This window comes from Pseudoalteromonas sp. CST2 (assembly GCF_028599385.1).
Lineage (GTDB): Bacteria > Pseudomonadota > Gammaproteobacteria > Enterobacterales > Alteromonadaceae > Pseudoalteromonas > Pseudoalteromonas atlantica.
The window spans coordinates 116,799-138,944 of record NZ_JAQREO010000005.1; the positions used below are offsets into that span (position 1 = coordinate 116,799).

The following is a 22,146-nucleotide window of genomic DNA, read 5'->3' on the forward strand; positions in this document are numbered from 1 at the left end:
TTAAAAGATTAGGAATTCCATGAAATATTTAGTTACAGGAGCTGCTGGGTTTATTGGTGCAGCAACATGTCAAAAGTTATTAACAGCCGGGCACGAAGTTATTGGTATTGATAATTTAAACGACTATTACGACGTAAATTTAAAATTAGCGCGCTTAGATTTATTTAAAGATCACAGCAGCTTTAAGTTTATAAAACTTGATATTAGCGAACGTGCGCTTATGAGTGAACTGTTTAAAACTGAGCAATTCGATAAGGTAATACACTTAGCTGCACAGGCTGGCGTTCGTTACTCAATTGAGAATCCAGACGCATACGCCGACTCAAACCTAGTTGGGCACTTAAACGTGCTAGAAGGGTGCAGAAATAATAAAGTTAAGCACCTTGTTTACGCATCATCTAGTTCTGTATACGGGCTAAACGAAAAAACACCATTTGAAACAACAGACAGTGTTGATCATCCTGTGTCGTTTTATGCTGCTACTAAAAAAGCCAACGAATTAATGGCACATAGCTATTCACATTTATATAGCTTACCGACTACAGGGTTACGCTTTTTTACAGTTTATGGACCTTGGGGTCGCCCAGATATGGCTCCATACATATTTACTAAAAAAATCTTAAATAACGAAACTATCGATATAAATAATAATGGCGATATGTGGCGTGACTTTACCTACATAGACGATATTGTAGAAGGAGTAGTACACGCGGCTGATGTTATACCTAAAGCAAACCCAGATTGGAGAGTAGAAACAGGCTCACCAGCTTCAAGCTCTGCTCCGTATGCCGTTTATAATATAGGCCATGGCAGCCCTATTAATCTAATGAAATTCATAGAAGCTATAGAAAGCGAATTAGGTATTGAAGCTAAAAAGAACTTCCGTGAAATGCAAGCTGGCGACGTTTATAAAACCTTTGCAGATACACAAGACCTGTTTGCGGCCACTGGCTACAAAGCAAAGGTAGGTGTTAAAGAAGGCGTAAGCGAATTAGCCAAATGGTATAAAACCTTCTACTCGTAAAATATCACCGCAAAAGCAAGCCTAAACTCACCACTAATATAAAGGTTTAACTCCACGTAGGCGCATTACTTGCTGGCGCATTGAATCAACGCTTTTACATATTTATCAAATTGCGTGAGCAAGCTTCACGCCCACGTGGACTTTATACTCGGTGTATATTGAGTTGTAGGCGTCTTGCTTGCTGGCGCACTAAAAGCAACGCTTTTACGTATTTACCCAATTGCGTGAGCAAGTCTCACGCCTACAATAAAATCCTAAACCAACTTTAATGTTAAGGTTTAACTCCACGTAGGCGTCTTGCTTGCTGGCGCACTAAAAGCAACGCTTTTACGTATTTACCCAATTGCGTGAGCAAGCTTCACGCCTACAATAAAACCCTAAACCAACTTTAATGTTAAGGTTTAACTCCACGTAGGCGCCTTGCTTGCTGGCGCACTAAAAGCAACGCTTTTACAAATAAACACAATCCCAATACGGATATTTGCTTATGTTGTTTACTAATCCCGCACGTAAAGGGTTTGCTACTATATATCTAGCTTGAGCTATTAAATCTTCATCATCTCTTATTTTGTGGTCATAATAATTTGATTGCCATATCTTTCCGTCTGTACCGTTATATTTATTAAATCTATAAGTTGTAATGTTCTTAAACTTTCTAACTAGGCTTGATAGTTCTGGGCTACGATTTAGTTGTAAAAGCCAATGTATATGATCAGGCATAATTACAAAGCAAATAGTATTAAGAGAATTACTTTTGGAAAACACTGTAAGCTCTCTAGCTATCAACCGTGCATTTAAATAATTAGCAAATAATGGCTTACGGAAGTCGCAACATAAAGTTATGGAGTAAAAAGCATTAATGGTAGGGCGTCTACCTTTTAATCGTTTATGTGTGTTAGCCATAGTTTTATTCCTTTTAAAGTACTTTTCGCGTGAGCAAGCTTCACGCCTACAACAAAATCCTAAACCCACCACTAATATAAAGGTTTAACTCCACGTAGGCGTCTTGCTTGCTGGCGCATTAAAAGCAACGCTTTTACGTATTTACCAAATTACGTTAGCAAGCTTCACGCCTACGTGGACTCTTAAGCTCGGTGTATATTGCGTTGTAGGCGTCTTGTTTGCTGGCGCATTTAAAGCGAAGCTTTTACGTATTTATCAAATTGCGTGAGCAAGCTTCACGCCTACATGGGTTCTTATACTCGGTGTATATTGGGTTGTAGGCGTCTTGCTTGCTGGCGCACTAAAAGCAACGCTTTTACATATTTACCCAATTGCGTGAGCAAGTCTCACGCCTACGCAGGTATTTACACATATTTTTTGAATAAGCTCTGTATTTACCCCTTACCTATCTCAATTTTAACACCTTCCTCCAACACCTCTTTATACTTACTTGCTAATGCCCGCTTTGCATCTTCATCACCGTGCACAATTTTTATATGGCTTGGCTTTTTACGCATGCCGGTTACAAATTTAACTAATCCATTTTGATCGGCATGCGCGCTGTAACCGCTAATGGTGTGCACCTGTGCGTTAATTGTAATACGTGTATCGTTTATAAAAACATACCCATTGCGGGGGCCATATTTTTGTATATCGCGCCCCAACGTGCCGCGGCCTTGGTAGCCAACAAATAATACATCGGTTGTTTTGTCAGGTAAAAAGCGCTCAAGGTAATTAACTATTCGCCCGCCACTGCACATTCCGCTGGCAGCTAAAATAATGGCAGGTGTTTGGCGCGAGGCTAAATAATTAATAATAGCGATATGCTCACTATGAGTATCTACCGTAGTTAGGTTTTCAAAGTCTAGAGGGTGGCGGCCTTTGGCTACTTTGCGCTTAGCCTCTGCATCCCATAAGTGTTTAAACTTAATATATTGCTCGGTAAAATTGGCAGCCATGGGGGAGTCTAAAATTACATGAATACTTCGCCAAGGCGATCCTTTAGTTGATTGATGTATTAGCTGTTCTAGCTCGTAAAGTAGCTCTTGTGTGCGGCCAATACTAAATGCCGGCACTAACACTACGCCGTTATCTGCTACTGCGCGTTCAATTACATTTTTTAGTGTTTGGGTGCGCTCTTTTCGGCCTTGATGATTTTTATTACCGTAGGTTGACTCTATAACTAATGTGTCGGCCTTATAAGGAGGTTTTGGAGCTGGTAATAGCGGCGTGTAGGGCGCCCCTAAATCGCCCGAAAACACAACTCTATGGCTTTTATTATTCTTTGTATTAATGCCAACATCTATTTCTACATAGGCTGAACCTAATATATGCCCAGCACGCTGAAACCGCGCTTTAGCTATTTGCTGGTTGGCGCAAGGCAGCTCAAACCAAGTATTAAAATTAACCGCTACTATCTGCTTATTTAGCAAGCTTAGGCAGGCATTTATAATTTTTATATCGCGAGTAACACCTACCTTTAACGCATCTTCAATCACTAGTGGCAGTAAGCTAGCCGAGGCAGGCGTAGTATAAATGGGTCCCTTAAAACCGGCTGCTAATAAATAAGGAATGCGCCCCACGTGGTCAATGTGGCAATGGGTAACAATAAGCGCGCTAATGTGCGCAATATCAAACTCTATTGATAAATCATCTTTTGCGTCTTCTCCCTGAAAAAGCCCGCAATCTATTAGCACGCTGTTTATACTATTAATAACTAATTCGTGGCACGAGCCAGTCACGCCATTTACCGCTCCGTGGTGAAGTATTTTCATAGTGGTTCATTATTTTGTTAATCTCATATTAATAATGTAGAACTAAAATGGCTGGCTATAAAGTACTTAGCGGTTTGTTGTTGCTAAAGTCATAAAATGGTAACTTAACTCCTGTAAACATTATTGTATGAGCTAATTAGCTCTTAAACTACCAGTGGTTTAAGCAGTAAAAACAAATTAAATTATAAATAAATCTGCCTAAACGCATGCTTAAAATGACTTTACATAGTTTATGGTCTATAAATTGTTTAGCCTTTTTATGTAGTTAATAAGTGAAGTAGTATCTATGAGTGAAAACCATAACCTTTATTCAAGAGGTAATTAATGGACTTTTGGTTCCCGTTGGTTATTACATTTATTGTTTCGCTTGTAGCAATAAAAGTAATAAATCCAATAGCAATAAAAACAGGATTAGTCGACTTTCCGTGTGATCGCAAAGTACACGACGGAAATATCCCCCTTGTAGGCGGCATAGCCATTTACCTATCAGTTTTAATCGCCTCTGTTTTATTTATCGACCACAGTAGAAACCTTAATTTATACCTAGTTGCCTCAGCATTAGTGCTATTTTTGGGTGCGCTTGATGACCGTTATAGGCTATCTGTTAGAGTGCGCTTAGTCGCGCAAGTGCTGGTTGCATCACTAATTATATTTGGCACCGAAATATACCTAACAAGCCTAGGTTTTTTATTAGGTAATATAGAGCTTAAGTTAGGTGTGCTGGGCATAGCTGTAACCGTTATAGCCATAATTGCAGGGATCAACGCAATAAATATGATTGACGGGATGGACGGACTAGCCGGTTTGCTTAGTTTAATTGCTTTTACAGCGTTGGGTTTTTTATTAAGTAGAGTAACTAATGCATGGTACTTGTTGCCCGTGCTGTTTATTGCCTCATTATTAGGCTACTTAATCTTTAATTTAAAACTACACAGCTCAGTGTCAAAAATATTTATGGGCGACTCAGGTAACATGCTTATTGGTTTAACGCTTATTTGGCTTATGGTCATTGGCACGCAATTAAGTACACCCGCATTAAAGCCAGTTACGGCCCTTTACATAATAGCAGTACCATTAATTGATATGGCAGCCGTTATAATTAGAAGGGTTAAAGCAAAAAAATCCCCGTTTTTAGCCGATAGGCAACACCTACATCACCTTTTAGAAGTAAAGGGGTATAGTACCAAGCAAGCACTTATTGTTATTTCAATTGCTGCAAGTATACTAGCAATGGTAGGCTGCATAGCCGAGGTTTACTCAATAGCAGAATGGCTTATGTTATTGGTCTTTCTAGTTTTATTTTTTAGTTATGCTGCATTTACAGAGCATGAATGGAAAAAAATTAGCGCTAAAAGCCAGTAATATTAAAGGAATATTTACGTGTTATATAAAAGCAGACTAAAAAAATTATGAAAATAAACTTAGCTCTTACGTCACTAATGCCAATTTTATTTTTACTTGGTTGTACATCATCTCCTCCGGTTCTTCATGCTACCCGCGCACTTATAAACGAGCCTGTAGTACACACTAATCAAAATGTAATTCCATTAGCATTTACACAACTAATTCAAAGTAAACCTGTTGGTTACCAAGGTAGCTATAAAAATATTGAGTTTACCCTAGGAAAAAAATACACCTCTGCACTGGGCGAACAATGCCGCGAGTTATTTTTAAATCAGCAAGGGCAAAGCTCTGCTCAAACTCGCCAAGCCATGTGTAAAAACAGCCAAACTGATCAGTGGGTAATGGCACCACAAGTCATTAAAAACAAAAATAACACTATAAGTTTTGGAGCCTGAGCCAATTTATGAATACCTTTAACCAAAGCTTTAAGCTAATTTTTAATTTAATTATTGGCGCCAGCATTATTGTATCGCTAAATCTAAGCGCTGCTGAACAAATGTCGCTAACACAGCTCGAAAACGCAGGCACAACGCAAACGCAATTACCTAATGCAGAGCTACAAAATGGCACATTTAGCAAGCAAGGGCGTTCGGGCACATTGTTACCAGGCGAAATGTCTGCAGCAGAGCTTTTACCTAGCTCAGAACAAGGCTTACCCCCTCCGTATGGTGCTAATTTATTTGCCGGCGGCTACGAAAGCGAGCGCCTAGATGGTTTAAACGACGACTACACAGTAGCCCCAGGCGACAAAGTATCAATATGGTTATGGGGCGCAATTAACCAATCTGAAGTGGTAACCGTAGATAACCAAGGCAACCTGTTTATAACCAATGTTGGCCCGGTTTATGTGGCCGATGTAAAAGCAAGCCAGTTAAATACTTACGTAAGCAATAAAATAAAAGAGGTATACAAAAAAAGCGTACAAATTTATGTAAACCTGCTTACAGCAACACCAGTGAGCGTATACATTAGTGGTAGCGTAATTCGCCCCGGGCAATACGCTGGTATCGCATCCGACAGCATTTTATATTACTTAAAACGCGCAGGCGGAATAGACTCAGAGCGAGGCAGCTATCGTTCAATAAAAGTGTTGCGTAATAACAAAGTAATTCAAAATATAGACCTTTACGACTTTATACTAACGGGTTACCTACCTAAGTTTAACTTTAAAGATAACGACGTAATATTAGTAGAGCGCCAAAAAGCCACTGTGGTTGTGTCAGGGAGTGTACGCGCGCCTTTTAGGTTCGAATTTTTACAAAGCCACGCAACAGGCGATCAGCTCGCCAAGTTTGCATTACCACTGGCTAAAGTTAGCCATGTAGGCGTAGTTGGCGACAGAGCCGACGGCCCATTTTCGGTTTATTTACCCTATAACGAATTTAAAAACTTTGAGCTTAAAGATGGCGACCGCCTAATTTTTAACGACGACATGCGAGCCCAAGTTATCGATATACAAGTAGATGGCAGTTACTTAGGGCCTTCGTACTTTGCTGTTAATAAAAACACGCGTTTGCACGACCTACTTGCACATATTCAAATAGATAAATCGTTAGCCGACTACCAATCTATTTACATACAACGTAAAAGCGTAGCTAAAAAACAAAAAGAAATGATAGACCAATCGCTAGAGCGCTTAGAGCGAAGCGTATTTACTGCGCCAGCCTCATCAGACGGCGAAGCAAAAATTCGCGCAGAAGAAGGTAAAATGATTTTAGAATTTACCGAGCGCGCACGTAAAATAACACCGTTAGGTAAAGTGGTAATTGCCGACCAAGGGCAAGTTGCCAATATTAGGTTAGAGCAAGGCGACATAATACACATACCCGCTAAAACAGACCTAATACACATTGGGGGCGAAGTACTCATGCCGCAGGCATTAGTTTACAACCCCAATGCCACAATAGACGACTACATAGCATGGGCGGGAGGTTATAGCGAGCGCGCCAATTACGACCAAATAATGGTTATACACCCTAACGGCATGATAGATCTTGACGCTTACGGCACCTTAAAGCCTGGCGATCAAATTTTGGTACTCCCAAAAGTCGACACCAAATTTTTGCAATCGGTTAAAGACATAACGCAAATAATTTATCAGATTGCTATTGCGGCAAATGTGGCCACCTAAATGACCACCGTACTAAAACGAAATAACTGGGCAATATGGCGCGACGTTATATTTGCCCTATTTGTACGCGAAATCCGCACGGGCTTTAACGATAAGTTTGGGCTTGCTTGGGCTGTTCTTCAGCCGTTAAGTTTTATTTTTTTACTATCTTACTTACGTGGGTTAATTGCAGGTAGCGAGTCACACACTGTACCCACGTTCGAATTCATGATGTATGGCATGCTGTTAATTCAGCTGTTTTTAGAAACCTTAAACAATTCAGCTAACTCCATTAATAAAAATAAGGCCTTATTTGCCTTTAGGCAAGTGCAGCCTATTAGTAGCGTACTTGCAAGCAGTTGTTTTTATTTGCTTGTTAAGCTATTTGTTTTTGTGCTTATTTTATTACTAATGTTTTTACTTAAAATGGATATTAAAATAGACGATCCATTATTTGTAATTACCAATGTTATAGCCATATGGGTTATAGCTACATCGTTAGGGTTACTATTTGCGATTGGGCAGTGCTACGTACCCGAAATAACAAAAGTACGGAGCATTTTAACACGGCCTTTATTTTTTATATCGGGCGTGTTCTTTTCGATGCAAGATATACCAAAAGAATATTGGCCATACCTTGATTGGAACCCTATTTTGCATGCCATAGAGTTAACGCGCCACGCGGCTTATAACACTTACCCAACAGAGGCCGTAAGTGAGTTTTATTTATTAACTTGCACAATTGTACTGTTATTTTTTGCTTTAGCTGTTTACCACATATCGTGGAAACAGGCGCTAAGTAGGTAGTGTTATGCAATATGGAGTATCAAGTTGATAAAACTGCAAAACATTACTAAATATTATCCCTCGGCAATGGGTAAACAATACATTTTTAAAAATGTAAGCTTTGAAATACCCAGTGGTCACAATATTGCTATTTTGGGCTCAAACGGGGCAGGTAAATCTACTTTATTTAAAATGTTAGCCGGCAGTGAATACCCTAACAAAGGCAAAATTATTACCGACCTGCATTTATCGTGGCCTGTAGCACTGGCTACGGGGATTCACCCACAAATGAGTGGTGCCGAAAATGCCCGCTTTATAGGTATGATAAACGGCGTAGCCGACCTAGATTTATATGTGCGCCGTGTACGCCAATTTGCAGAGCTAGGTCCAAAGTTTGATTTGCCAGTAAAAACCTACTCAAGCGGCATGAAACCCCGCCTAGCGTTTGCGTGCTCAATAGGTATAGACTTTGACGTATACCTAATAGATGAGGTTACCTCGGTGGGCGATGCAAACTTTAGAAAAAAAACCCGCCAAGCACTTACACAAAAAAGTAAAAATGCCAATGTTATTATGGTTAGCCACGAAATGGACGAACTGCGCCATTTTTGCGATAGTGCTATTGTATTGCATAAAGGCGAACTCACTTTTTACAACGATTTAGAGCAAGGAATTGCTCATTACCAGGCATTATAACTATGAGTCAACAAGCGGTAGAAAAAATAGAACAACGCTTTACAGAGCTAGGGTTAAAAACCGATAAAGCTATTTGGGATAACGGCGAAAAGCTAATTGGGCTTGCGCAACAGCTTGAGCAAAATGATATATACCTAGCAAGGCGTGTTATGCAACGCGCACGTAATTTAAACCCTAAAAATGAGAAAATAAATAAAGAGCTAGCTAGGCTTACTAATAAAGTAAATAGTAAAGCAAAGCAAACTCAAACAAGTACATCTACCGAGCAAAATGTAAAACCCAATATAAAGCAATCTGCTTTTGCTAAATTAAACAATAAGCGTGGGCTGCATTTATTAACCAAACCGTGGTTTGTGCTATTAGTAGCGCCTTTTGTATTATTTGCTTTTTACCAACTTGTTTTAGCAGCCCCACGGTATGAAAGCCGAGCACAGTTAATAATTCAGCAACCCGATGGCATGAGCACAATGGACCCATCTATGGCGCTTTTAAGCGGTTTAGGAGTGGGCGGTAGCTCAACAGCCGATAGCGAAATAGCAAAAGCTTATATTCATTCGCAAGACATGCTTAACTACCTGCAACAGCACAGTAATTTAAAGGCACATTACCAAGAGCATGGTGATATTTTTACAGGGCTAAGTAGCGATGCCAGCAGCGAAGACCTGCTAAATTACTACATTGACCACACCACTATTGAAATAGACGAAGACTCAGGTGTACTTAAAATATTAGCCCAAGGTTTTACCCCAGAGTTTGCTAATAACTTAACCAAAATAATAGTGAGCAGAGCAGAGTGGTATATAAATTCTATTGGCCATCAGTTAGCTGAGGCGCAATTACAGTTTATACGCTTAGAACACGCTAAGGTGGAGCAACGCCTGCGCGATGCGCAAAAAAACATACTTGCCTTTCAGCAAAAAAATAACCTACTAGACCCAGAGGCCGAAGGCCTAGCACTACAGCAAATAACTTACGGATTAGAGGGGCAAATAGCCACTAAAAGTGCGCAGCTAAAAGGTCTACGCTCAACCATGACCGACAGAGCCCCGCAAGTAGTAATGCTTGAGGCCGAGCTAAATGCATTAAAAACTCAGCTAGAACTTGAGCGCGAAAGGCTTTCGCAACAAGGTTCTGAGCCCACAAATACAACAACTAATAACAGAGCAGTAAGCCAAGTGTTAGCGCAGTTTTCTGATTTAAAAATAGAGCTTGAGCTTGCCTTAAAAGGGTATACCGCATCGGAGGTATCGCTAGATAAAGCCAGAATAGAGGCCTATAGGCAGCTTAAATATTTAGTAGTGGTGGAGACGGCAACGCTACCGCAAGACCACCAATACCCAAACACGTTATACAATATTTTACTATTTGCAGTGCTACAGCTAATGCTATTTGGCATAGGTAAGGTAATTTTAGCAACAGTAAAAGAGCTAAGGTAGCACAGTGCTTAGCGCGAAAATAATAATTAAATAATTAGATAGACAGGAATCTATATGCATTCATTAACAAAGCCACAGCACAAGTCGGCCCGTAAGGGCATTATATTAGCGGGCGGCTCGGGTACACGTTTATACCCGCTTACAAAAGTGGTAAGTAAGCAATTAATGCCTGTGTACGACAAACCCATGATTTTTTACCCCGTGTCGACATTAATGATGGCGGGTATAACCGAAATTTTAATTATATCTACCCCAACAGAGCTACCGCGCTTTAAAGAATTACTTGGCGATGGCAGCGCATGGGGCATTAGCTTTGAATACGTAGAGCAACCCAGCCCAGATGGCCTAGCGCAAGCTTTTTTATTAGCCGAAGACTTTTTGCAAGGGCAGTGTGCAGCCTTGGTATTGGGCGATAACCTTTTTTATGGCCACGACTTATCAATATCGCTACAAAATGCAACTACATGCGAGCAAGGGGCAACGGTATTTGGCTACCACGTTGCTAACCCTAAATCGTACGGAGTGGTAGAGTTTGACCAAAACGGCAAAGCCATATCAATAGAAGAAAAACCCGACAAACCTAAATCTAACTACGCCGTCCCAGGTTTATACTTTTTTGATAGCCGAGTGGTTGAATTTGCAAAAAATGTTAAGCCATCAGCACGTGGCGAGCTAGAAATAACCGACGTGATAGACCAATATCTCGCTAATAAAGAGCTCAACGTAGAAATAATGGGCCGCGGCACCGCATGGTTAGATACCGGCACATTAGATGACCTGCTTGATGCTGCTAATTTTATTCGTGCAATAGAAAAACGCCAAGGCTTAAAAATTAACTGCCCAGAAGAAATAGCCTACCGTATGGGTTACATAAACGCAGAGCAACTTAAACAATTAGCCAAACCGCTTAAAAAGTCAGGCTATGGTAAATACTTACTTGGGCTATTAGATCAAACCGTATTTTAAAAGGCATTAATAATGAAGTTTACACAAACAAAAATACCCGATGTAAAAATAATAGAGCCACAAGTTTTTGGCGACGAGCGCGGTTTTTTTATGGAAACCTTTCGCGCAGACCTATTTAACCAGCACTGTGGCGAGCGCACCTTTGTACAAGAAAACCATAGTAAGTCGGCGCATGGCATACTACGAGGTTTACATTACCAAACACAAAATACGCAAGGTAAATTAGTACGTGTAACCCAAGGCGAAGTGTTTGACGTAGCCGTAGATATGCGTAAAAGCTCGCCTACTTACGGGCAGTGGGTTGGGGTGTTATTGTCGGCCGAAAATAAACGCCAATTATGGGTACCAGAAGGGTTTGCCCATGGGTTTTATGTAACCACCGATAGCGCCGAGTTTGTTTATAAATGTACCGATATATATAACCCAAATGCAGAGGTATCAATTAAGTGGGATGACCCAACACTTAATATAGAGTGGCCGTTAGTTGAGGGTAAACTACCGCAGCTTTCGGCAAAAGACGAAGTAGGCCTTGCATTTACAAACGCACCAACGTTTTAAGTTAACTAGTTAAAGTAGTCATTATGAAAGTATTAGTAACAGGTAAAAACGGCCAGTTAGGCTCAGAGCTACAAAAAAGCTTCCCAAGTAATATAGAGCTAATATGTTTTGGTAGCCAAGAACTTGATATAGCCAATGCAGAGCAAGTAAACGAGCTTTTAATTAGCCACTCCCCCGATATAGTTATTAACGCCGCAGCGTATACCGCAGTAGATAAAGCCGAAACTGATACTAAGCAAGCTTATGCCGTAAATGAGCAAGGCCCAGCTAATTTAGCTACTGTATGCAAGCACATAAACGCTAAGTTAATACATGTATCGACCGATTTTGTGTTTGATGGCACAAGTACCATGCCCTATACCGCCAGCGATGCCACTAACCCATTAGGGGTGTATGGTGCATCAAAACTTGCTGGTGAGCAGCAAATTAGCAATATATTAGGTGGGCATGCAACCATAGTACGAACCGCTTGGGTGTACTCGGTATTTGGTAATAATTTTGTAAAAACTATGTTGCGCCTAATGAACGATAAAGAACAATTAGGTATAGTAGGCGACCAAGTAGGCACGCCTACGTGGGCCGCAGGTCTTGCCAATATGCTATGGGCATTAGTGAACAAAAATAATAATGCGCTACAGGTTAATAATGCAAATACAGCCACTATTTTAAATTGGACCGACGCAGGGGTGGCATCGTGGTACGACTTTGCAGTAGCAATACAAGAGCTAGCAATAGAACAAGGCCTATTAAGTAAAGCAATACCAATCAGTGCAATACCGGCAGCGAGTTACCCAACGCCAGCTAAACGCCCTGCGTTTAGTGTGTTAAATAAAGCACAGGCAGAAGAGCTAACTGGCGTTAAAACAATACATTGGCGCACACAATTAAAAACAATGCTAAATGAGTTGCCTAATAACTAGCAGCTCATAGCTCGTAGCTCACAGCTCTTAGCTCGCAGCTCATAGCTCGAAGCTCATAGCTCGAAGCTCATAGCTCACAGCTCGCAGCTCATAGCTCATAGCTCGAAGCTCGAAGCTCGAAGCTCGAAGCTCGAAGCTCGAAGCTCGAAGCCCATAGCTCATAGCTTTAACAAAATTTGTAAATGGAATAAAAAATGTCAGTAAAAAATCTATTAGTAACTGGTGGCGCAGGGTTTATAGGTGCCAATTTTGTACATTATTGGTTAGCTCAAAACCCGCAAGACAAAGTAATCGTGCTAGACGCACTAACCTATGCAGGAAATAAAGCCAACCTAGACCTAGTAGCAAACAACCCAAACATGACCTTTGTGCACGGCGATATTTGCGACACAGCATTAATAGAGCAGCTAATAGAGACACACCAGTTAAACACCATAGTGCACTTTGCTGCCGAGTCACATGTTGACCGCTCAATAACAGGGCCAGATGCCTTTATAGAAACAAATATACTTGGCACTTACAGCTTATTAAAAGCAGCTAAAAAAAAGTGGATAGACGAGCCAAAAGCTAATGGTAACGAGCCTTTAGCGCATCGTTTTCATCACGTAAGTACCGACGAGGTTTACGGCACGCTTAGTGCGACAGACCCCGCTTTTACCGAAGACACCGCCTATGCGCCAAACTCACCATATTCTGCATCAAAAGCGGCGAGCGATCATTTAGTACGCGCGTATCACCATACTTATGGGCTTGAGGTAACGACTTCAAACTGCTCAAACAACTATGGGCCGTACCACTTTCCTGAAAAGTTAATTCCTTTAATTGTTACTAATATTTTAAACGATAAACCATTGCCAGTGTATGGCGATGGCCAGCAAATTCGCGACTGGTTATACGTAGAAGATCACGCCCGTGGTATAGAGCTAGTACTTAAAAAAGGCCGCATTGGTGAAAACTACAACATTGGTGGCAATAACGAATGGGCCAACATAGATATAGTTAAATTAGTATGTAAGGTAATGGGCGAAAAGTTTGCAAACAACCCCGAGCTAGCAAAGCGCTTCCCTAATGCAAAATCGGCTATAGAAAATAACGTTGAGCAACTAATTACTTATGTTGAAGACCGTGCAGGGCACGACCGACGCTATGCGATTGATGCTACAAAAACAAATAATGAGCTTGGCTATGTACCAGCAGAAAGCTTTGAAACCGGCTTTGCAAAAACACTCGATTGGTATTTAAACAACGAAGCATGGTGGCTCGAGTTAATTAAGGTGGAGTTATAAAAAGTGTTTACAAAAGCAAAAAAATATATATTAAATAATAAGCTTGGCGCAAATAAATATCCCCAGTTTAGTGAGGAATTTTATAAGAAAGTATTTAACGATGACTTCTACAGATGTGCTTATGGTAATTACCTAAAAGGTTTGTCACCGGCGGAGCATTTCACCAATAATTTTGAGAAACTTGAGTTTGATCCTTGCTCCAGCCTTTCTATTAAAGCTTTAAGTAGTAATAACGAAGGAGAGAGTTTAGTTACAGTCTTGGAGAAATGCGCCTCAGATGCCCACTTTTTTTCAGAGTGTAAATCTATTAGCCCAGCGGTGTATAAACATTTTCAAATAACAGAACATGCTAGGATTGATAAAGATATTAAAATGCTAAAGTATCTTGTCGATGAGGCTTTCTATAACGAATGTTACCCAGATATAGAAAGGTCTTGGCTAGAACCTTACCTTCATTACGTATTATTTGGTGCTAAAGAATTACGCAACCCAACAGCTAGTTTTAATACTTCAATCTACATAAAAACGTATTCAGATGTTCTTCACTCAGAGATAAATCCCTTCATACACTATTTTGAGTTTGGCAAAAAGGAGGGGCGAGTTAAAAATATCGAAGAGTACGAAGCCTTAAGAGAAAAACAAGCTTGGCTTGAATCTGTTACTACATTCGATCCCACTTTTTATCTAGAAAACAATCCAGATGTTAAAGATGCTGGTTTGGACCCATTAGAGCATTTTAAAAGCTTTGGTGAACAAGAAGGACGTAAGCCTAATCCATACTTTGACCCTGTGTTCTATTTAGAGAAAAACCCAGACGTGCTTAGAAGTAAAATGACACCCTTTACTCACTTTTGTGATTTCGGTGTGCATGAAGATAGGGCATTTTGCCCTGAGCAAGTTATTAAAAATTCAGTAGAATCGAGTGTTGAGCCTGCAGAAGTTGTCTTTGATACAGAATATTATTTGCAAAATAACCCTGATATAAAGCAGGCAGAAATAGATCCCTTGTATCACTTTATAAATTTTGGTGAACAGGAAGGTCGGCAACCTAACCCATATTTTTCACCTACTTTTTATAAAAAGCTAAATGCAGATGTAAGAGAAGCCGGCACATCCGCATTTGAACATTTTTGTGCTCATGGTTTTTACGAAGGACGACTAGGCTCTGCGCCAGCTTTGGAGAGTAGAACTAATAATAAAAAACCTCTTTTATTTGTAGGGCATGATGGCATTCAAGCCGGCTCTGAAGTTGTTTTACTAGAAATTATTAAATGGTTTTATTCTCATACAAACCGTAAGATTAAAGTACTTTTATTGAGTGCTGGACCTTTAGCAAATTTATATGCTCAATATGCAGAGGTATACGTATTACCAAATTATAAAATAGATGAATTAGAGACCCTTCTTTCTTTTATTAACGAAGATTTTGAGTTTTGTTATGTCAACACAGTAGTATCCGGAAAGCTTTTTGAATTACTAGAAGAACATGAGTTTGTATTTAAATGCGATGTTATTGCACATATCCACGAAATGGAAAAAGTGATTGAAGAGAATATCAGTAGCTTTAATTATTTGAATGAGCAGTGTAAACATTTTATTTCAGCCTCACCGGCGACTACAAAAACTTTAATTGAAACTCATAACCTACCTAAAACAGAAATTACAACTGTTCCTGCATTTATCAAAATTGTAGATAAAACATTATCTAACTTAGAAACATTAAAGAAAAAAATAAGAGCAGAGCTATCGATACCAAGCGATGCTTTAGTAGTTGCAGGTTGTGGCACGGTATATTGGAGAAAAGGGCCTGACATTTTCTTAGCTACTGCAAGAGAAGTATTAGCCCAACAGAGTGATGTACATTTCGTATGGTTTGGTCCAGGGCCAGATCTAGAAGAACTTCGCCTTTCATTAACTGAGAATGAAAAGCTAAATATTCATTTCACAGGTCAGCGCGACGATGCCAATGAAGCTATTGCCGTAGCTGATATATTTTATATGTCATCTAGAGAAGATCCGTTCCCACTTGTTGTTATGGAGGCTGCACAGCACTGCATACCCACAATTTGCTTCTCAGAGGCAACAGGTATAACCGAATTTGTTAAAGATGATGCAGGTGTTTGCTTAGAGAAAATAGACTCTAGTGATGCAGCTAAAGAAATATTGAACTTGCACAGAGATAGAGACTCATTAGTCAAAATGGGGAAGGTAGCAAGACAGAGGGTAACAGCCAATTATACAAGTGAAAAACAATGCTTAAATATTTATAAGGTTCTACAAAAATACACACAATATAAGCCAAGCGTGAGCGTTATTGTACCAATGTATAATCATGAGCTATTTATTGATGAAAGAATTCAAACAGTTTTAAATCAAACTATTAAAGATATAGAAGTTTTAGTGTTTGATGATTGCTCGAAGGATAACTCTGTTAAAAATGCGAGTGCATATTCTCATGATTTTCGTGTGTCAGTAGAGGAAAATATTAAAAATACAGGCTCGCCATTTGCGCAGTGGAGCAAGGGCTTAGCTGTTGCAGAATCTGATGTAGTTTGGATCGCAGAGGGAGATGATACGTGCGATAACAACTTTATAGCAACTTTATTGCCTTACTTTGATGATGAGTTAGTAAACATTGCATCTGGTAAAACAGTTATTATGAATGAAAAAGGTGAAGTTAATCATTCAGCATTAGAGCCTTATTTGAATAGTGCATACCCATGCAAATACTTAAATAGTTTTATTATGGATGGTTTTGAAGAGGTTAATGAAAGTTTCGGAGCGGTGTGTACTCTCGTAAATGCTAGTGGATTATTATTACGTAAAAGTAGTTTAGATACAGAGATTTTAAAGCAAGCAAGTAGTTTTAAAATGTGTGGTGATTGGCTTATATATTTAGCTAGTTTAAGAAAGGGCAAGTTAGCATATGATGTTAATACCAACAATTACTTTCGCAGGCACAGTGCGTCAGTAGTTAATAAGGTTGAGGGCTCTAATACCTATTTTAATGAACGCTATAAGGTCACAGAGTTTGTATTTGATAATTATAAAGTAACCCCAAAATTAGTTAGAAAAGCATTTTCTGCAATCGATCGCGAGTGGGAAAGGTTTAAGTTTAAACATAAAAATAAAACGTTAGACGACTTATATGATAAAAAATCTTTAAAGAATAAAATTGCTTATCAAAGCCAATCTAAGCATATCGGCCTTTATGTTCATGGTATGCTGTTTTCTAAAGGTGGTATTGAACGCTTAGCGGCTGATTTATCTAACTATTTTGTTGAGCAAGGCTACGACGTCACTATTTATGCAAGGCGCTGGGGTAAAAACGCAAAACCTGTTTACCCGCTATACGGCAATATTAAAGTGAAAGGTATCTTCGATGAAACAAGGCAAGAGGTATCTATTAAAGAGTTACGAAAAGCGTTACTTGATGACGGGATAGATGTATTTATTCCAATGTTATCTGAGTGGCTATTTACGCCAATTGTTGAAGCTGCAAACTTTACAGGTATCCCAGTTATTGCATCTGAACATAACGATCCATGGAAGATAGAAGACTTGTGGTGGAATAAAGAAGAGCGCCTAAAGTGTTTTGAGAATGTTGATAATATTCATTTATTATTAAATAAGTTTAAAAAATCACTGCCAAGCCAGTTGCATAATAAAGTACACATTATCCCGAATGGTATCGAGTTTCCAGCTAATTTCAAGCCGTATAATAATAGAGAAAAAACTATAGTTGCAGTAGGGCGACTGGCTGAGCAAAAGCGTTTTGATAGGCTAATTCAGGCTGTATCCAAAATAAAAGAAACACTATTAGCTACTGGGTGGCATGTGGAGATCTATGGAGAGGGGCATTTGCGATCAGAGTTAGAAGAGCTGATCGATAAGCTCGAGGTGGCTGATTTAATAACACTCAAGGGTTCCACCAATGATATTGAGTCTGTTTTAAATAAGGCCTCTATTAATGTTATGCCATCTGAATTTGAAGGATTTGGTATTGCATTAGTTGAAGCTATGGCTTGTGGATTACCATCAATTGCTTTCAAGCAATGTAATGGCCCTAATGAAATTATAAATGCCAAATCGGGCTTGTTAGTTGAATCCATAGAAGAGCTGAGTGATAGCCTAGCCCAAATGATAAAGAACGATAAGCAACGTAGTATTATGTCAAAAAATGCTAGATTTGCTTCTAAGCAATATGAGAAAAAAACGGTTTTCCCCAAGTGGGTCAATATGATTAAAAATGTGGTAGGTGATTAAATGAAAGAGCTAATAATACATGCAGGTATGCCTAAAAATGGCTCATCAGCGTTACAAGTAATGTTTGCAAATAACTATGATGCTTTGAAAAGACTATCAATAGATTATTTTAAAATGGGTGAGTTTCAAGCCGGTTTAACAGGAGCTATAACTTCGGGAAATGGTGCTTTATTATCCCGTAGTCTATTAGGTGAAAACCATGAAGCATATTTAGATGATCCTACTAGGCAGCATTTAAATGAATTAATACATTTAATAAATAGTAGTGATTCGGATATAGGAGTTATTTCTTCTGAGTTTTTTACAAATATTCCTAAATCCTCAATTATTAAGTTAAAGGAAACATGTGAGAAGTTGGGAGTTAAGCTTAAATATTTTTATTATGTTAGAAGGCAAGACCAATTTCTAATGTCGGGATATATGCAAAGGGTGAAAAGGCATCATTGTACAGACTTACCAGAAGAGTTTATTAAAAACACTTATAAGAATGTTGGATTTTTGAACTATTACTCATTTTCTGAAAATATATCTCAAGTACTGGGCAAGGAAAATGTCATAGTAAAAAGCTTTGATAAATGTAAAAAACATCCAAAAGGCTTGGCTGTAGATTTTATCGAATCACTAGGCTGTGATGTTAGTGAATTTACTATTGAGAATAAAGTTGTAAATATTAGCCCCTCCCCTAGAGAAATAAAAACTTTGTTAGTCCTTAATAAATATAAACCCAATATTTCATTGACTGATGGAATTGTACAAGACAGCATTCTTTATGCCCGCGGCGATATTACGTCACATCATTCTATTCTAAGGCCTGCGATATGCGAAGAAGTGCTAGAGCATTATAAAGTACAAAACGAAAAGCTTAACGCTGAATATTTAGCGCCTGAACAAAGGTTGGAGTTAAGTGTAGATAATAAATCATACATTGACTTAGAAGGGCTTGAGTTATCTTCAATGGAACTATTGGACATTTTAGGTTCTGTTTTGGTAAGAATGGATAAAGCATAATGAAAGTTTTGTATTTACACATTGGGGATGCCAAAACTGGCTCGTCTACTATACAAAGCTTTTTAACACAGTATAGGCAAGAATTTTATAATTCTTGCGTTGACTATGTGAATATTGGCTTATTAGCAGAAGGCGGGATTGCGCAGCATGAGCTAGCTTTTGTAGTGAATAAAAATAGATTAGACTTTCATTTTAAAAAAGAGCTTCTATATAAAAAACTCGCTGACTATATTAAGGCCAGCAAAAATAATACATTTATAATAAGCTCAGAAGGGTTTTCATCGTTAAGAAGCATTCATGAAGTCAATGAGTTAAAGGGGTTGCTGCCTAGCGATGTAAAAGTCAAAATAATTACTTACCTGAGACGTCCAGATAGATGGATAGAGTCATGGTACTCCCAAGTTGTAAAAAACTATCCTTTTACTACAGCAAAGTTTAACGACTTTTTTGAAAGGCACCAAGAGCCAGCATACAAGGTAGTACTCAACTACGCCCAGGTGTTTGGAACAAAGGATATGATTGTAAGAGCTTTTGATAAGAGGGTGTTTGTAAAGGGGGATTTGATACATGACTTCTGTAGTTTAGTTGGGTTAAAGCCTCCTTCCACCTCTCATCGAAGCGATGAAAATATTAGCCCATCACCAAAATGTATAGAAATCCTTAGACTATTAAATGAAAACTTAGAACTAGACGTACCTAAGAGGTTAGAGCTCTATAATACGCTGATGCTAAATTTTAAGGAAAGTCATGAAAGGTCATTCTTAAGTAAGGAACAAAGGGCCACTGTCTTTAAAAGGTATACCCCTATTATACGTGAAATTGAGGGTGAAATTTTTAACTTTAAAGAAGAGTTAAGGTACCTATATGAGTAATAAGAAAAAATTTACTATAATTGGTAACTGCCAAGTTGATGCATTAATAAAGCATTTGACAGCCTGTGCAGATTTTACCTCTATGTATGATTATATTAGAGTCCCACCTATTCATACTATAAATATAGATAAGCAACAGGAGCTACTAGAACAAATAAAAACTTTAGATCTTGTTATCCAGCAGCCCGTAGTTGATGAAAATAGATTTCCGTTTTTATCTAATTCGGTAGTGCTTAGTGCAATTAAAAAAAATTGTAAATTAATTATGATCCCTTCTGCATATTATACTGGATATTTCCCATTTTATGACTCATTAGATGGTGTGGATGGGTTGATTGGTGGAGTTCATGACTATCAAGTCGTAGATTGTTTTTTGAACGGCTTAAGTCTGCCAGAAACATTAGAAATTATAAAAAATGACAGAGGAATAGCACGTCAGAAACTCTTAAACCAACACTTGCTTTCCATTCAGTCTCTCCACCGTCGGGAGATTGAGTTCAACTTAGATGTTAAGTTATCAGGCTTCATAATCGAAAATTTCCAAAGAGAACGGTTGTTTCATACTTTCAATCACCCAAGCTCTATTACAGTTAGTTATATAGCCAACCAAGTTCTGATATTGTGTGGATTCGATGGGACTGTTAAACCTGAAAAAACAGATGTCTTAGGCCATATAGTTTTGCCTGTAGAAAAAAACATCTCTAATATATTAGGGCTTGAATTTGATAGTGAATTTTTCATTGTAAATGGTGAAAAAGTTAATTTTGAGGAGCAAGTTAGTTCAGATTTTAATTTATATCATAGGCTGGATAAAACTTTCTTAAAAAACAAACTATTAAATAAAAAGCGGTTTTTAATAAAGGTGACTTAATTTACCTAAAAATTTTGAGGTACGAATATGCACTGGCAAGCACTCCAGTTTTGTGAATTAGTTAAAAATAAGTTACCTGAAATTTTTATAAATGCGCGTGTGGTAGAAGTTGGCTCTCATTATGTTAATAAATCAATTCGTGTGCTATTTGAAAAATGTGACTATATAGGCGTTGATTTAAGCGCAGGAAAAGGGGTGGATATTGTTAGTTCTGGTCACGAGTTTGACTTAGATAAAGCCGTAGATTTAGCAATCTCTTGCGAATGCTTTGAGCATAACCCGGTTTACCTTGAAACTTTTGAAAATATGGCAAGGTTAACTAGGGGGGGAGGTGTGGTGCTATTTTCCTGTGCAACAACAGGAAGGCCTGAGCATGGGACTTCGAGAACTTCACCTGAATCGTCCCCCGGAACTGCAGAGCTTGGTTGGGATTATTATAAAAACTTAGTTGAAAGTGACTTCCCGATTGATTTACTCAATAGGTACTTCTCATATTATAAGTTTTATACGAACCCTCTATCGCAAGATCTTTACTTTATTGGTTTACGCAAAGGTCAAAGCAATATTAAGAGGGATGCCTTTGATGCTATAGATCAAAAAGTAGAAGCGTTAATTTCAGCTTCAAAAAAAGTGGAGAATATTACTTCTTTAATAGCAAAAGATGAAAGAATAAAAAGCGTTAATCTATGTAATGATATTCTTGTAGAATTAGGTTATCCCAGAAATCCAATGCTATTGCATATTTTATGGCAATATTATCAATATGCTTCTAAAGAACAACTTGATCATTTATACACAGCTTGGTGCAAACTACTAGGTAATGTGGTTTTGGAACCATTTGATTATGCATTAGGTGCAAGGATAGAAGTTATGTATGGCCATTTTGAGGAAGCTCTAAAATTATTAGATAACGCCATAGATAATTTGGAGTTTTCAGCTCCTGGTATTATTGCCTTAAGAATGAAAGTAAATGCAGAATTAAACAATCATGATGCAGCTTTTAAAGATTGTTTTTTAGTCTTTGCATCTTGTGGTGAAAATATTGATTTACACATTCAGTGCGCAAAATTTTTAAGAGAGGTTGGTTCTAATGAAATTGCGCTAAATATTTTAAAGTGCGCACTATTAAAAGCAAAGAAAGAAGAAGTTAAAAAAAAGCTTAAGTTATTAATTGCTTCGTTAAAATAATAAAGAAATTTTATATGCTTAGCTATACCGAGAAACCC

General features: G+C 38.5%; 18 protein-coding genes. 16 read left to right on the forward strand and 2 right to left on the reverse strand.

Going from position 1 to position 22,146, the window contains the following annotated elements; all coding sequences use genetic code 11:
- Window positions 1–19 precede the first annotated feature (19 nt).
- Window positions 20–1,024, forward strand: a complete 1,005-nt coding sequence (locus PSH41_RS08955; RefSeq protein WP_273588851.1) for an NAD-dependent epimerase — start codon at window positions 20–22, stop codon at window positions 1,022–1,024.
- Window positions 1,025–1,474: 450 nt separating this feature from the next.
- On the opposite strand, the gene PSH41_RS08960 is transcribed toward PSH41_RS08955, so the two are convergent.
- Together PSH41_RS08960 and PSH41_RS08965 are read right to left on the reverse strand one after the other, a co-directional pair.
- Window positions 1,475–1,927 carry an REP-associated tyrosine transposase gene (locus PSH41_RS08960; protein ID WP_126005775.1) on the reverse strand — a complete coding sequence of 151 codons (453 nt, stop codon included), beginning with the start codon at window positions 1,925–1,927 and terminating at the stop codon, window positions 1,475–1,477.
- A gap of 434 nt (window positions 1,928–2,361) precedes the next feature.
- A complete protein-coding gene (locus tag PSH41_RS08965) occupies window positions 2,362–3,741 on the reverse strand; it encodes an MBL fold metallo-hydrolase RNA specificity domain-containing protein (protein WP_273588852.1) in 1,380 nt (459 codons plus the stop codon).
- A gap of 324 nt (window positions 3,742–4,065) precedes the next feature.
- Here PSH41_RS08965 and wecA point away from each other — a divergent pair, with 324 nt between their 5' ends.
- The 15 genes from wecA to PSH41_RS09040 all read left to right on the forward strand — a co-directional run bounded on the left by wecA (window position 4,066) and on the right by PSH41_RS09040 (window position 22,108).
- A complete protein-coding gene (gene wecA / locus PSH41_RS08970) occupies window positions 4,066–5,103 on the forward strand; it encodes a UDP-N-acetylglucosamine--undecaprenyl-phosphate N-acetylglucosaminephosphotransferase (RefSeq protein ID WP_064386160.1) in 1,038 nt (345 codons plus the stop codon).
- Between the two features lie 47 nt (window positions 5,104–5,150).
- Window positions 5,151–5,540 (forward strand): DVU3141 family protein, encoded by a 390-nt coding sequence (locus PSH41_RS08975; protein ID WP_126005781.1) that lies wholly within the window; start codon window positions 5,151–5,153, stop codon window positions 5,538–5,540.
- 8 nt (window positions 5,541–5,548) lie between these two features.
- Entirely contained in the window at window positions 5,549–7,276 is a 1,728-nt protein-coding gene (locus tag PSH41_RS08980; protein WP_273588853.1) for a polysaccharide biosynthesis/export family protein, read from the forward strand.
- Window positions 7,277–8,062: an ABC transporter permease gene (locus PSH41_RS08985; protein WP_273588854.1), complete on the forward strand. Its 786-nt coding sequence runs from the start codon at window positions 7,277–7,279 to the stop codon at window positions 8,060–8,062.
- 24 nt (window positions 8,063–8,086) lie between these two features.
- A complete protein-coding gene (locus PSH41_RS08990; RefSeq protein ID WP_273588855.1) occupies window positions 8,087–8,737 on the forward strand; it encodes an ABC transporter ATP-binding protein in 651 nt (216 codons plus the stop codon).
- A 2-nt stretch (window positions 8,738–8,739) separates the two neighbouring features.
- Window positions 8,740–10,173, forward strand: a complete 1,434-nt coding sequence (locus tag PSH41_RS08995) for a lipopolysaccharide biosynthesis protein (protein ID WP_273588856.1) — start codon at window positions 8,740–8,742, stop codon at window positions 10,171–10,173.
- A 54-nt stretch (window positions 10,174–10,227) separates the two neighbouring features.
- Window positions 10,228–11,139 (forward strand): glucose-1-phosphate thymidylyltransferase RfbA, encoded by a 912-nt coding sequence (gene rfbA / locus PSH41_RS09000; RefSeq protein ID WP_064386151.1) that lies wholly within the window; start codon window positions 10,228–10,230, stop codon window positions 11,137–11,139.
- 12 nt (window positions 11,140–11,151) lie between these two features.
- Window positions 11,152–11,697 carry a dTDP-4-dehydrorhamnose 3,5-epimerase gene (gene rfbC, locus PSH41_RS09005; RefSeq protein ID WP_273588857.1) on the forward strand — a complete coding sequence of 182 codons (546 nt, stop codon included), beginning with the start codon at window positions 11,152–11,154 and terminating at the stop codon, window positions 11,695–11,697.
- Window positions 11,698–11,720: 23 nt separating this feature from the next.
- Window positions 11,721–12,617, forward strand: coding sequence for a dTDP-4-dehydrorhamnose reductase (gene rfbD / locus PSH41_RS09010; protein ID WP_273588858.1), 897 nt, complete (start codon window positions 11,721–11,723; stop codon window positions 12,615–12,617).
- A 194-nt stretch (window positions 12,618–12,811) separates the two neighbouring features.
- Window positions 12,812–13,903, forward strand: coding sequence for a dTDP-glucose 4,6-dehydratase (rfbB, locus tag PSH41_RS09015; RefSeq protein ID WP_273588859.1), 1,092 nt, complete (start codon window positions 12,812–12,814; stop codon window positions 13,901–13,903).
- Between the two features lie 3 nt (window positions 13,904–13,906).
- Window positions 13,907–18,169 (forward strand): glycosyltransferase, encoded by a 4,263-nt coding sequence (locus PSH41_RS09020; RefSeq protein ID WP_273588860.1) that lies wholly within the window; start codon window positions 13,907–13,909, stop codon window positions 18,167–18,169.
- On the forward strand, window positions 18,170–19,177 hold the full coding sequence (locus tag PSH41_RS09025; protein WP_273588861.1) for a hypothetical protein: 1,008 nt from the start codon (window positions 18,170–18,172) through the stop codon (window positions 19,175–19,177).
- Entirely contained in the window at window positions 19,177–20,049 is an 873-nt protein-coding gene (locus PSH41_RS09030) for a hypothetical protein (RefSeq protein WP_273588862.1), read from the forward strand. The genes PSH41_RS09025 and PSH41_RS09030 overlap by 1 nt, the downstream gene beginning before the upstream one ends.
- Window positions 20,042–20,920, forward strand: a complete 879-nt coding sequence (locus PSH41_RS09035; RefSeq protein ID WP_273588863.1) for a WcbI family polysaccharide biosynthesis putative acetyltransferase — start codon at window positions 20,042–20,044, stop codon at window positions 20,918–20,920. The genes PSH41_RS09030 and PSH41_RS09035 overlap by 8 nt, the downstream gene beginning before the upstream one ends.
- 27 nt (window positions 20,921–20,947) lie before the next feature.
- Window positions 20,948–22,108, forward strand: a complete 1,161-nt coding sequence (locus PSH41_RS09040; RefSeq protein ID WP_273588864.1) for a hypothetical protein — start codon at window positions 20,948–20,950, stop codon at window positions 22,106–22,108.
- Window positions 22,109–22,146: the final 38 nt, after the last annotated feature.